This is a genomic window from Paracoccus sp. (in: a-proteobacteria) (genome assembly GCF_047973135.1).
Taxonomy (GTDB): Bacteria; Pseudomonadota; Alphaproteobacteria; order Rhodobacterales; family Rhodobacteraceae; genus Paracoccus.
Genome location: NZ_JBKEBL010000245.1, coordinates 17,405 through 29,778, shown reverse-complemented (window position 1 = coordinate 29,778; position 12,374 = coordinate 17,405). Strand labels below are relative to the sequence as shown.

At 62.7% G+C, this 12,374-nt stretch carries 11 protein-coding genes; 4 read left to right on the top strand and 7 right to left on the bottom strand.

Translation table 11 applies throughout. The features are described 5' to 3' along the window. A partial coding sequence (locus ACK5L9_RS18425; protein ID WP_416912913.1) for a hypothetical protein occupies positions 1-338 on the top strand: 338 nt, incomplete at its 5' end. A gap of 353 nt (positions 339-691) precedes the next feature. On the opposite strand, the gene ACK5L9_RS18420 is transcribed toward ACK5L9_RS18425, so the two are convergent. Further along, positions 692-2,362 carry a formate--tetrahydrofolate ligase gene (locus ACK5L9_RS18420; protein ID WP_416912912.1) on the bottom strand — a complete coding sequence of 557 codons (1,671 nt, stop codon included), beginning with the start codon at positions 2,360-2,362 and terminating at the stop codon, positions 692-694. Positions 2,363-2,404: 42 nt separating this feature from the next. Beyond that, positions 2,405-2,986 carry a uracil-DNA glycosylase family protein gene (locus ACK5L9_RS18415; RefSeq protein ID WP_416912911.1) on the bottom strand — a complete coding sequence of 194 codons (582 nt, stop codon included), beginning with the start codon at positions 2,984-2,986 and terminating at the stop codon, positions 2,405-2,407. 158 nt (positions 2,987-3,144) lie between these two features. Between ACK5L9_RS18415 and ACK5L9_RS18410 the strand changes: the two genes are divergently transcribed. From ACK5L9_RS18410 to kdsA, 3 genes are read left to right on the top strand one after another with little or no spacing between them, the layout of a single operon-like run. After that, on the top strand, positions 3,145-3,798 hold the full coding sequence (locus ACK5L9_RS18410; protein WP_416912910.1) for an ABC transporter ATP-binding protein: 654 nt from the start codon (positions 3,145-3,147) through the stop codon (positions 3,796-3,798). Then, the gene (locus ACK5L9_RS18405; RefSeq protein ID WP_416912909.1) at positions 3,782-5,509 is read left to right on the top strand and encodes a capsule biosynthesis protein; all 1,728 of its coding nucleotides are present in this window, start codon (positions 3,782-3,784) and stop codon (positions 5,507-5,509) included. Before ACK5L9_RS18410 ends, ACK5L9_RS18405 begins: the two co-directional genes overlap by 17 nt. Further along, positions 5,506-6,348 (top strand): 3-deoxy-8-phosphooctulonate synthase, encoded by an 843-nt coding sequence (gene kdsA / locus ACK5L9_RS18400; RefSeq protein WP_416912908.1) that lies wholly within the window; start codon positions 5,506-5,508, stop codon positions 6,346-6,348. The genes ACK5L9_RS18405 and kdsA overlap by 4 nt, the downstream gene beginning before the upstream one ends. A gap of 37 nt (positions 6,349-6,385) precedes the next feature. Here the strand turns inward: kdsA and ACK5L9_RS18395 are convergent, their stop codons facing one another. The 5 genes from ACK5L9_RS18395 to uvrB form a co-directional block, all read right to left on the bottom strand. Next, positions 6,386-7,888, bottom strand: coding sequence for a sensor histidine kinase (locus ACK5L9_RS18395; protein ID WP_416912907.1), 1,503 nt, complete (start codon positions 7,886-7,888; stop codon positions 6,386-6,388). Positions 7,889-8,070: 182 nt separating this feature from the next. Continuing rightward, positions 8,071-8,937 (bottom strand): helix-turn-helix domain-containing protein, encoded by an 867-nt coding sequence (locus tag ACK5L9_RS18390; protein ID WP_416912906.1) that lies wholly within the window; start codon positions 8,935-8,937, stop codon positions 8,071-8,073. Positions 8,938-9,164: 227 nt separating this feature from the next. Continuing rightward, entirely contained in the window at positions 9,165-9,533 is a 369-nt protein-coding gene (locus tag ACK5L9_RS18385) for a response regulator (protein WP_416912905.1), read from the bottom strand. Further along, the gene (locus ACK5L9_RS18380) at positions 9,511-9,987 is read right to left on the bottom strand and encodes a MarR family winged helix-turn-helix transcriptional regulator (RefSeq protein WP_416912904.1); all 477 of its coding nucleotides are present in this window, start codon (positions 9,985-9,987) and stop codon (positions 9,511-9,513) included. Before ACK5L9_RS18380 ends, ACK5L9_RS18385 begins: the two co-directional genes overlap by 23 nt. Before the next feature lie 115 nt (positions 9,988-10,102). Beyond that, positions 10,103-12,289 carry an excinuclease ABC subunit UvrB gene (gene uvrB / locus ACK5L9_RS18375; protein ID WP_416912903.1) on the bottom strand — a complete coding sequence of 729 codons (2,187 nt, stop codon included), beginning with the start codon at positions 12,287-12,289 and terminating at the stop codon, positions 10,103-10,105. Positions 12,290-12,374: the final 85 nt, after the last annotated feature.

The window sequence follows — 12,374 nt, the reverse complement described above, 5'->3', positions numbered from 1 at the left end:
CCGGGCCACATCTGGCCCCGGCCTTGAAATGGCTGCGCGGCGCTGCGGTCAGCATCGACCGCGCCATGCCGCCCGAGGTGGCGCAAGCATGGGACCGCACCGCGCTGGACGGGGATGTCGAGGGCTTTCACCATTACTGCCGGATTGCCGCCTCGTGCCGCCCCGGAACCGGAAGCCCCACAATCCGAAAGGCCGCGCGCCTGATCGCGCAGGCCGATTTGCGCGTGCTGGAACACCGGCAAAATGAACCCGTCCCGCTGCGCCTGTTGCGGCTGGACAGGCTTTCATTGCTGGCGCAGATATTCGAACCCGGCATCTGGCTGGCCGAAACCGCCTGACTTGCCGCCGCGCCAGTGTTTCCGAGCCCGGCTGCACCCGTGAGGACCGCCCCGGCCATTTGCGCCCATATCGCTGCGGCGACCCCGAGCCATCGGCATCTCGCGGGATGGGTTCGATCTTCCTGCGGGCTGGCTGGCACCTGAGCAGACAGAGGGCAAGTGCAAGCACGTCGGATCGGACGGAGGAGCTGCGTCCCGCGATGGCCGGGGGCGCAGCGCCCCCCCGCCGCCCTTCAGAGGCGCAGCATCTGCCCCTGATGTTCCAAGGCCGAGCAAGCCCCCGATCAACCCTCGCCTCGCTTGCACATGAGGCCGCGTCCGCAGTCGTGGTCAGGGGCAACAAGCGGCTGCGATCAGAACAGCCCCTCGATCCGGCCTGCGCGGTCCAGACGGATCAACTCGGCTGCGGGGTGACGCGGAAGGCCGGGCATGGTCATGATGTTGCCGCAGATCGCGACGACGAAACCCGCACCAGCGTTCAACCGTACCTCTCGGACCGGAACAGTATGGCCCTCGGGGGCACCGCGCAGGGCGGGGTCGGTCGAAAAGGAATATTGCGTCTTGGCAATGCAGACCGGCAAACCTCCATGGCCCGCCTGCTGCCAGGCCTCAAGCTGGTCAAGGACACCCGCCGCCGCCTCGACCCGACCCGCGCCATAGATGCGGGTGCAGATCGTCTGGATCTTGTCCCACAACGGCAGGTCATCATCGTAAAGCAGGCGAAAATCCGGCGCTGCGCCCTCGGCCAGGGTCGCGACCTGCCGGGCCAGATCCTCGGCCCCTGCCCCGCCTTCGGCCCAGTGCCGCGCAATCGCCATCGGCACGCCCTGCCCGTCGCAGAACCGCCGCAGGGCGTCGATCTCGGTCCCGGTATCGGCGTCGAAATGGTTCAGAGCCACCACGACAGGCAGGCCAAATTCGCGCAGGTTGCGGATATGGCGGCCCAGATTGGCGCAGCCGCGCGTTACCGCCCCGGCATCCGCGGCCCCCAGATCGGCCTTTGCCACCCCGCCATTCATCTTCAGCGCCCGGATCGAGGCAACCAGCACCGCGACCGAAGGTGCAAGCCCGGCCAGGCGGCATTTGATGTCCAGGAATTTCTCGGCCCCCAGATCGGCCCCGAAACCGGCCTCGGTGACGACATATTCCGACAGGCGCAACGCCGCGCGGGTGGCGATGACGCTGTTGCAGCCATGGGCAATGTTGGCGAAGGGTCCACCATGGACCAGTGCGGGGTTGTTTTCCAGCGTCTGTACCAGATTGGGTTGCAGCGCATCGCGCAGCAGCACAGTCATCGCGCCATCGGCTTTCAGGTCGCGCGCCGTCACCGGGTGCCGGTCGCGTGTATAGCCGATCACGATCCGGCCAAGCCGGTCCTGAAGATCGGCCAGATCGCTGGCCAGGCACAGGACCGCCATCACTTCCGAGGCAACGGTGATGTCGAACCCGGTCTGGCGCGGAAATCCGTTCGCCACCCCGCCCAGACCAAGGGCCATGTCGCGCAGCGCCCGGTCATTCATGTCCATCACCCGCCGCCACGCGATCCGGCGCGTGTCGATATCCAGGGCATTGCCCCAATAGACATGGTTGTCGATCATCGCGGCCAGCAGGTTATGCGCCGAAGTCACCGCGTGAAAATCGCCGGTGAAATGCAGGTTCATATCGTCCATGGGAACAACCTGCGCATGACCGCCGCCCGCCGCGCCGCCCTTCATGCCGAAATTGGGGCCAAGACTGGCCTCTCGGAGGCAGATAGTCGCGCGCTTGCCGATCCGGTTCAGCGCATCGCCAAGGCCCACGGTGGTCGTGGTCTTGCCCTCGCCCGCAGGCGTCGGGCTGATCGCGGTGACAAGGATCAGCCGCCCCTCGGGTCGGCCGGACAGGCCGGCAATGGCGTCATGGGTGATCTTGGCCTTGTCATGGCCATAGGGCAAAATCTGGTCGAAACGCAGACCCATCCGGGCCGCAATATCGGCAATCGGCAGTTTCCGCGCGGCGCGGGCGATCTGGATGTCAGAGCTCATGCCACCATGATTGCCCGCGCCCCTTGGCGATGGCAACCGCCCTCAGGCGGCCAGTTCGCGGGCCACGGCAATCCGAAGGGCGGGCAAAAGCCCGGCTTCGAACCACGGGTTCTTTTTCAGCCAGCCGGTATTGCGCCACGAGGGATGCGGCAGCGGAAAGGCCTGCGGCGCATGGTCGCGCCACGCCCGCACGGTCGCGGTCACGTTCCGCGCGCCCAGATGCCAGCGCAGCGCGTGCCCTCCGACCAGCAGGGTCAGGCGCGGTCGCAACTGCGCCATGACCCGCGCGCGCCAGGTCTGCGCGCAGAGCGGTGGCGGCGGCAGATCCGCACCCTTTGCATCGTAGCCCGGAAAGCAAAAGGCCATCGGCACAATGGCAATGCGCGCGCGGTCATAGAATGTGGCCTCGTCGACGCCCATCCATTCCCGCAGGCGATCACCCGAGCGGTCGGTAAAAGGCCGCCCGCTTTCATGCACCCGCATTCCCGGCGCCTGTCCGACGATCAGCAGCCGCGCATCGGGCCGGAACCACACCACCGGGCGCGGCACATGCGCCGTCGCGGTCGCCGCAAAGCGGTCGGCGCACAGGCGGCAGTCGCGGATTTGCCGGGCAAGATCGGTCATGATACAACTTTAGCGAAAAACGACCGGAATGTAGGATCTGAATTAACGGTTTTCCTCTATCCTGATGGGAACTGGACAGGATGCGGTGTACGGCCTAGTCTGGCGGCGCGCCAGACATGGTTAACATGCGCGAGACGCAAAGGGCAGAAGCGGGCAGCATGCTGGAATTCGACAACGTCTCGAAATCCTTCTGGACAGGACAACAGCGCAAGGTCATCCTTGACCGCGCTTCGTTCCGGGTTGAACTGGGCAATTCCTTGGGGATTCTTGCGCCGAACGGTACTGGCAAGACGACTCTGATCAACATGATGTGCGGGATGGAAAAGCCCGACGAAGGCCGGATCACGCGGTCGTGCCGGGTGTCATTTCCGTTGGGTTTCATGGGCGGGCTGGTCGCACGCCACAGCGCAGCCGAAAATGTGCGCTATATTTCCCGCATTTACGGGCTGGACCCAGATTATGTCGAGGCGTTCACCCGCTGGCTGACCGATATCGGCGAATATTTCGAAATGCCGGTGGGCACCTATTCGGCAGGTATGCGCGCCCGCCTGTCGCTGGCGCTGCTGCTGGCGCTGGATTTCGACATTTATCTGATCGACGAAGGCATGCCGCAAAGCACCGATGTCGAATTCAATCGCAAGGCCGGGTCGGTCCTGTTCGACCGGCTACGCAGCGCAACCGTGATCATCGTGTCGCATCAGGCCTCTACGATCGAGAAATTCTGCCGTTCAGCCGCGATTTTGCGCCACGGACGCCTGTATTCATTCGAGACACTTGACGAGGCAAAACACTATTATGACCAATCTGCCTAAGGCGCGGCGTTTTCACGCCTCGGCCCAAGAATCGGCCCGCCCCGTCACTCCGGCTGCCCCCGGCTCAGAGGATGTCAGGGTGAACCTGCGCAAAAAGACCGACGCGCCACCCGCGCCGGCAGATGAACGCGAACGCTTTATGCGGACCGATCCGACCGATGACGGTTTCGGCGATCTGCGGCTGACCGACGCCCCCGCGCAAGACAACGCCGCACCCGAAGCCAAGGCCGAATCCCCGACCGAGCTTGAGCGGAAGCTGGCCGAAATCCGTGCCGAAAAGATGAGCGAGCGGCAGTTGCGCATCGCCCGCCGGATCGCGACGCTGCACAAGATCCGGGTCGATTCGGACGAAGAGGCGGTGCTGAGGCTGCGCGAACGCGGCATTGATCCGTCGCATCGCGCCGCGCTGAGCCAGGTTCTGTCCGACGAAGGCAACCGCGCCCAGTCCGAACCCGCCCGCAATGCCCCGGCGGTGGTTCCCAAAACGACCGGCCTTCCCGCAGCGCCGCCCGGTGGCCAGCAGCTTCCCGGCATGCCATCCCGAGAGCCGCTGGACGAGGGCGCGCGCGCGGCCGAGATTTTCCGCATCCAGCGCGACCTTGCCCGCCGCCGCCGCCGCCGCATGTTCATGCTGGCCACCCGGCTGCTGTTGCTGGTGGCGCTGCCGACCGCGATTGCCGGCTGGTATTATTTCCGCGTCGCGACGCCACTTTATGCGACAATATCGCAATTCCGCATCCAGATCGCGGAACCCGCGAACCCTGCCGCAACCGGCAGCCTGCTGGCCGGGTCGCAACTGGCGACCAACCCCGATGCGGTCGCCGTGCAAAGCTATCTGACCTCGCGCGATGCGATGTTGCGGCTGGATGCCGATCACGGCTTTCGGCAGGCGTTCCAGCAGCCCGCTATCGACCCGATCAAGCGGCTGCCCGAGAACGCAAGCAACGAGGAAACCTATAGGCTGTACGAAGATTCGGTAAAGATTGGCTATGATCCGACCGAGGGCATGATCGACATGGAGGTGATTGCGCCGACATCCGAACTCAGCGCCATGTTCTCGGATGCGCTGTTCAACTATGCCGAGGAAAAGGTCGATCAGATGTCGGCGCGGCTGCGTGACGACCAGATGAAAGGCTCGACCGAAAGCTATAACGAAGCCGAGGCCAAGGTAATCGAGGCGCAGCGCCGTGTGCAGGATTTGCAGCAGAAACTGGGGGTTCTGGACCCTGTGGCCGAAGGCACGGTGATCATGAACCAGATCGCGACGTTGCAGACCCACCTGACCACAAAGGAGCTGGAACTGGGCCAGATCCAGACCAACCCGCGCCCGCAGCAAAGCCGTGTCACGACACTGCAGGGTGACATCGCGCGCCTGAAGCAGATGATCGAGGATACGCGCAAGCAACTGACCCAAGGGGACGACGCGCGCACTTCGCTGGCCGCGATCTCGGGCGAGTTGCGCGTGGCCGAGGGCGATTTGCAGACGCGCCAGCAATTGCTGGCCGCCGCCGCCGCGCAGATGGAGGCCGCCCGCATTGAAGCCGGCAAGCAGGTGCGTTACCTGTCGCTGTCGGTGGCCCCGGTGCCGCCCGACGAACCGACCTATCCCAAGGCTTTCCAGAACACGCTTGTCGCGTTCCTGATTTTCTCGGGCATTTATCTCATGCTGTCGCTGACAGCCTCGATCTTGCGTGAACAGGTATCCTCATGACCCCCCACCGCCACATCCGCATCGGCGATCTGACTTGCGGCAACGACCTGCCTCTGGTCGTGATCGCTGGTCCCTGCCAGCTTGAGACGCTGGACCACGCGCTGATGATTGGCGAAACCATGCGGCGCGCCTGTGCCGATGCGGGCGCGGGGTTCGTGTTCAAGGCCAGCTATGACAAGGCGAACCGTACCTCGCTGACGGGGCGGCGCGGCGTCGGGATCGAGGATGGCCTGCAGATTCTGGCTACTGTCCGCGACAGGCTGGGTTGTCCGGTGCTGACCGATGTGCATGACGCCGCGCAGGCCGCGATGGCAGCCGAAGCGGTGGATGTCATCCAGATCCCGGCCTTCCTGTCGCGCCAGACCGACCTGCTGTTGGCCGCCGGGCGCACGGGCGCGGTCGTCAACATCAAGAAGGGGCAGTTCCTGGCACCCTGGGACATGCCGAATGTCGCGGACAAGGTCGCCTCGACCGGGAACCCGAACATTCTGCTGACCGAGCGGGGCGCCAGTTTCGGCTATAACACGCTGGTCGCCGACATGCGCGCCCTGCCGATCATGGCGAAAACCGGTTATCCGGTGATCATGGATGCCACGCATTCGGTGCAGCAGCCGGGCGGTCAGGGCGGATCCTCGGGCGGGCAACGCGAATTCGCGCCCGTCATGGCCCGCGCTGCCACCGCCCTTGGCGTCGCGGGCGTCTTTATCGAGACACATCAGGAACCCGACAACGCCCCCTCGGACGGCCCCAACATGATCCCTTTGCAGCAGATGCCGGCGCTTGTCGCTTCGCTGATGCGGTTCGACGCGCTTGCGAAATCGGACCCGATCACGATCTGAGGGCCGCGCGCCGTCAGGGCGCGCCGCCCTCGGCAGATCATGACACGCAGGGCAGAATCATCGCGAAGGTCGCACCACCTTCCGGGTTGTTCCAGAACCGCAACTTGCCGCCCTCGCGCTCGGCTGTGCGCCGAGCCATCGGCAGACCCAGCCCCGCCGCGCAACCGGGGGCCTTGGTGGTGAAAAATTCCTTCATGATGTCGTCCATGATCTCGTCGGCCACACCTGTGCCCTGATCCACAACATGGATTTCCACATAACGCCGCGCGGAATCCAGCCCCAGCCCGACCGCTTCACCCCCCGGCAGTTCGCGCCCGCCAATCCGGATTTCGCCGCCATTCACCATGGCATTGCGTGCGTTGACAACCAGATGTATCAGCGCCGAGACCACATTCGCCGACGCGACCTTAAGCTGAACGTCTGGTACCGGATCGGTGATTACCTTGCAGGAATGGACCACCATTTCTTGCGCGATCTCCAGAGTCTCGCGGACCAGATCCCCGGCGAAAACCCGTTCGCGGAAATCGGCCTGCCGCTGTGAAAAAGCCGCCAGAGATGTCGTCTGCGCCCTGGCCCGCCGGGCCGCGCGCATCGCGCTGTCGATCCTCTGACGCATGAAGGGATCATCCTCGACCCGGTCCTCCATCAGTTCCAGATTGCCACCGATGGCCGCCAGTACATTGTTGAAATCATGGGCGACCCCGCCCGCCAGACTGCCCAGAACCTCCAGCGTATGCGCATTCTGGCGCTGTTCCTCTTCGAAGCGGGCGACCGTCACATCGCTGACCAGGTAGGCGCGACCCGCAGGCCCGAGATCCAGCAGGCAGATATCGAATACCTGCCCTTCCTCGACAAGGATCTCCAGACGATAGAGAACCGACCCGGCGCGCGCCGCATCCCCGGCATCCGATCCGCGTTCCAGATCGTCATGCGCCTGCAACACCGCCCACAGTTCGGCCGCGCTTGCCACAGGCTGCGCGGGCAGACGGGCCAGAAACATGCTGCCGACCGCATTCGCGCCGTAATCGGTAAAGTTACCCGCCATGTCGAAATGACGCAGCGACTGCCCGGTCGCTGCCAGCACCCGTTTCAGGATCAGCACCTGCATGTCGGCCGCGCCACCGGGTTCGGGATCGCGGGCCGGTGCCACGCCCTTGGGGCCCGCATTGCCCGTCAACCGGCTGAAATATTCGCGCGACCAGATCACCGCCCGAAGCGGCCCGTCATCGACCTTGGCCACAGGCAGCGCATGGGGCCGAAAGCCGTTCCATCTTGCTGAAATCACGCCCAAAAACAGCACGCCGAGAAAGGCGAGAAACATCACTGACAATGAGGTGGCGAACAGGCGCGACTGTCCGGGGTCAGCCATCTCTGGCCGCAGGGTCAGGGCAGAGGCGTGGAAAAAGGCGGCGATGACGCCCGCGCTGGCCAGCGCAACCCGCAACTGCAACCGCAAATCCTTGCGCCGATTGTTCATGGCTGCGGCGGACCGAGGCGCGGCACCGGCGGAATCCATGGTATTGAAATCTGCATCATTCATCAAAGCTACCCCTTTGCAAGGGAATGGGACAGGCCGTCCGGCAGCAGGGCCGTGTTCGGTGTCGTGGCGCGGACGAAATCCGTGAAAACCGAAGACGCGGGAACGATGTTTGTCGTGGTCATCTTTCTGGTGCAAGGAACCTGATCGGGGCGAAAATGCCCTCGACGCATTTTTTCAGCGGTTCAGCGGACCGGAGTGGTCAGCAGATGAGAAATCGCCTCGGGGACGTCTTCCGGTTCGTAGCAGGGGCGCATATGCGCCTGCCGCACCAGCGTCGTGGAATCCGACCTGATTCGTTCGAACACGACCCTGGACAGACGTGGCGCACTTGGAAGCTCGTCCCGGCTGAGTGCGTTAAAGCCGACCAGAACGTCCGGATAACGGTCGGAAAGATACATTGGCGACACGAAAGAAGTTGACAGCATCTCGGACGGTTTGGCGTGGAACATCAGGAAAACATAGCCTTTCCGAAGGCTGAGGCACAGACCCCGAAATTCCCGCTCTTTCGCGCAGGCGCCATCGGCTGAATACTGACGCGGAACATAACCGCGCACCACCTTGGCCCCGTCCTGTTCAAAGACCCGGATCAGCGACCGGGTGATCCGGTTCTGATGGGTGTTCGACCATTGCCATGTCGCATAGAGTCCGTCGTCCAGCGCATCGAAATCATTGAAGTAATCCTGATCCGGCGCGGCAAACCCAAGCGCAGCCATCCATTCGCGGCGATGCGCGAACTGGGTGCCGTGCCGATGCGCCTGCAGCATTTCCCGCAACAGGCCCTCGGTCAGCGGCTCGGTCAGGATGCGGGCATCAACGCCGAAATAGTCGCAAACCTTTTTCAGCAGGTTCGGCTTGGGAAAGCTTTCGCCGCGAAGATACCGCTGGAACTGCACCCGCCCGATGCCAAGATCCTCGGCCACACGGGCCTGGGTTCCACGCAGCGATGTCAGAAACCTGAGGTTCTCGCCAAAAACCGGCAAGACCGAGGATGGCGTACCACATTTTACCTGAACGTCACGGTTCAGCAGATCCCACAGATGTTTATGCACGAGCGCGTTCATAGCCTGTCAAAGGTCGATAGATTTGCAGAGCACATCTTCGCCCCTCCCGAATCGAATGTTGTTAAGGACTTTATGTGCTAATAGCACGAAACAAGCCAAAGGACTAATATTTCTTAATCCGAATGCGCAAAAAAAATCCGTATGGGAACTTACCGGTATTTGTACACTCTATCTGCGCGCGAGTGATTCGCCCCGATCCAACGGTAAAACAATGCCTATTCGAACCGCCGGATCAGCGCCTGAATTTCCCGGACCGAGAATGGTTTTTGCAAGAACCCCTGTGCGCCGTCGATGGCACCCAGCCATTTCGTCGTTTCGACACTGACCGTCTTGCTGCCACCCGAGATCAGCACCACCGGCACCCCCGCGCGCTTTTCGCGCAAGGATTTCAGAACCTTTTCAGCGGTTTCCGTAACAAGCCAGTAATCGACGAAAGCGATGTCCACCGGCTCACCCCCCTCGATGAAGGCCACGGCCGAGGGCACATCGTGGCACACCGCGACCTCATGCCCCAGCTCTTCAAGACATAAACGAAAGACCTCGCTGGCGCTCAGGTCATCTTCAACCAGAAGGATACGAGACATCCTGACCGTCCTTCACTTCGTCGCCGCGCGTAATAAGCTGTTTGATTGCTGTCATCAGCGCAATCTTGTCATCGTCGTCAAATGTGTCAATCCGTTGCGCGATCACCCGCAGAGGATCCGAGTTCAGTTGCAGCCAGCCCTTTTCGGTCAGCCTGACGATCTTGCTGCGGGCATCGTCGGGATTCACTTCCTGACTGACATAGCCGCGTTTTTGCAGGGTCTGCACCGCGCGTACCACCGGCGCATGGGTAATGCCCAGAAAGCTGGAAATCCAGACAATCGTGCAACGTTCCGCCCCTTCTGCGCCAAGATAACGCAGGATCGACCACTGAAGCGGCTGCACCTCGGATGATTGCCGTTTCTCATAGGCATCGCGAACGATTTTTTCCAGCAGAACAGCCGACGCGAAGGCGCGACTGTCGAGAAACTCGTCTCGCGGTTGCCTCTGCATCATGTGCCGCCGAAATCAAGCTGCATCAATGTCGAACCAAGTTGCATTATGCGTGATCCTAACGCGTTTTTCCGGAACCGGCAACGCAGAATGACGGGTCAGAGTCCGTTACAAGGGGTCAACTCCGCCGCCGCGAGCGCTTGTTCCCGCCACGCTGCCCCGCCCTGCCAGCCGTGGACCGGCCCGATGCGCTCACCGCCGCCTGAGCCGCTTCGTCGATGACCGACTGACGCGCCAGAGGGTCATCGGCCACCGCCAGATCCACCGCCTCAAGCCGCCTGACCTCGTCGCGCAGGCGCGCGGCCTCTTCGAATTCCAGATTCTCGGCGGCCTTGCGCATCTGCGTACGCAGCGCATCAAGATGCGCCGCCAGATTGGACCCGACCAGCGGCTTGTCCACCCTGGCTGTGATCCGCGATTCGTCGGTATCGCCCTTCCACAGCCCTGCCAGTACATCCTCGACATTCTTGCGCACGGTCTGCGGGGTAATGCCGTGTTCCTGATTATAGGCCGTCTGCTTTTGCCGTCGGCGTTCGGTTTCGGCCATGGCGCGTTCCATGCTGCCGGTGATATTGTCGGCATACATGATCACGCGGCCATCGACATTGCGCGCCGCGCGCCCGATGGTCTGGATCAGGCTGGTTTCCGACCGCAGGAACCCCTCTTTGTCGGCATCCAGAATCGCCACCAACCCGCATTCGGGAATATCCAGCCCCTCGCGCAGCAGGTTGATGCCGACCAGCACGTCAAAGGCCCCCAGCCGCAGGTCACGCAGGATCTCGATCCGCTCGATCGTGTCGATGTCGCTGTGCATATAGCGTACGCGGATCCCCTGCTCGTGCAGATATTCGGTCAGATCCTCGGCCATACGCTTGGTCAGGGTCGTCACCAGCGTCCGCATTCCGGCGGCGGCGACGCGGCGCACCTCGTCCAGCAGGTCATCCACCTGCATCTCGACCGGGCGAATCTCGATCTGCGGGTCCAGCAACCCGGTCGGGCGGATGATCTGTTCGGTAAAGACGCCCCCGGTCTGGTCCATTTCCCATCGGGCGGGCGTGGCGCTGACAAAGACGGATTGCGGGCGCATCGCGTCCCATTCCTCGAATTTCAGTGGCCGGTTATCCATGCAGCTTGGCAGCCGGAAACCATGCTCGGCCAGGGTGAACTTGCGCCGGAAGTCGCCGCGATACATGCCCCCGATCTGCGGCACGCTGACATGGGATTCGTCGGCGAAAACAATGGCGTTGTCGGGGATGAACTCGAACAGGGTCGGAGGAGGCTCACCCGGCGCACGTCCGGTCAGATAGCGGGAATAATTCTCGATCCCGTTGCAGACGCCAGTGGCTTCCAGCATTTCCAGGTCGAAATTCGTCCGCTGCTCCAGCCGCTGCGCCTCCAGCAACTTGCCCTCGTCCTGCAACTGCTTCAGCCGGTCATGCAATTCCTTGCGGATGCCCTTGATCGCCTGCTGCATGGTCGGGCGCGGAGTGACGTAGTGGCTGTTGGCATAGATGCGGATCTGGCGGAAATTATCGGTTTTCTGGCCGGTCAGCGGGTCGAACTCGATGATCGCCTCAAGCTCGTTGCCAAAGAAATCTAACCGCCAGGCCCGGTCCTCAAGGTGGGCAGGCCAGACCTCAACCACATCTCCGCGCACCCGGAAACCGCCGCGCTGAAAGGCGGCATCCAGCCGCCGGTATTGCTGCGCGACCAACTGGCCCAGAAATTCGCGCTGGTCATAGCTGTCGCCCACAACCATGTCCTGCGTCATCGCCGAATAAGTTTCGACCGAGCCGATGCCATAGATGCAACTGACCGAGGCAACGATGATCACGTCATCGCGTTCCAGCAGCGCACGCGTGGCCGAATGTCGCATCCGGTCTATGGCCTCGTTGATCTGCGATTCCTTCTCGATATAGGTATCGCTGCGCGGGACATAGGCCTCGGGCTGATAGTAATCGTAATAGCTGACGAAATATTCGACGGCGTTCTCGGGGAAAAACCCCTTGAATTCCCCGTAAAGCTGCGCGGCCAGGGTCTTGTTCGGGGCCAGGATGATGGCGGGACGCTGCGTCTCCTCGATCACCTTGGCCATGGTATAGGTCTTGCCGGTGCCGGTCGCACCCAGCAGCACCTGATCCCGTTCGCCCTCGCGCACCCCTTGCGACAGTTCGGCAATGGCGCCGGGCTGATCGCCAGCCGGGCGGAATCCGCTGTGCATGACAAAACGCCGCCCGCCCTCAAGCTTGGGGCGGGTCACTTCGGGAAAACGGGCAACCGGGGCGTTGGTGTTGTTGTGACCCATCGGGGATCCTCTCTGCGGCAGATCCAGAAAGTGTGGACGCAGGCGCGAAAGTCAACCATCCCTCCTGACGGTTCGTGTCAGCAAA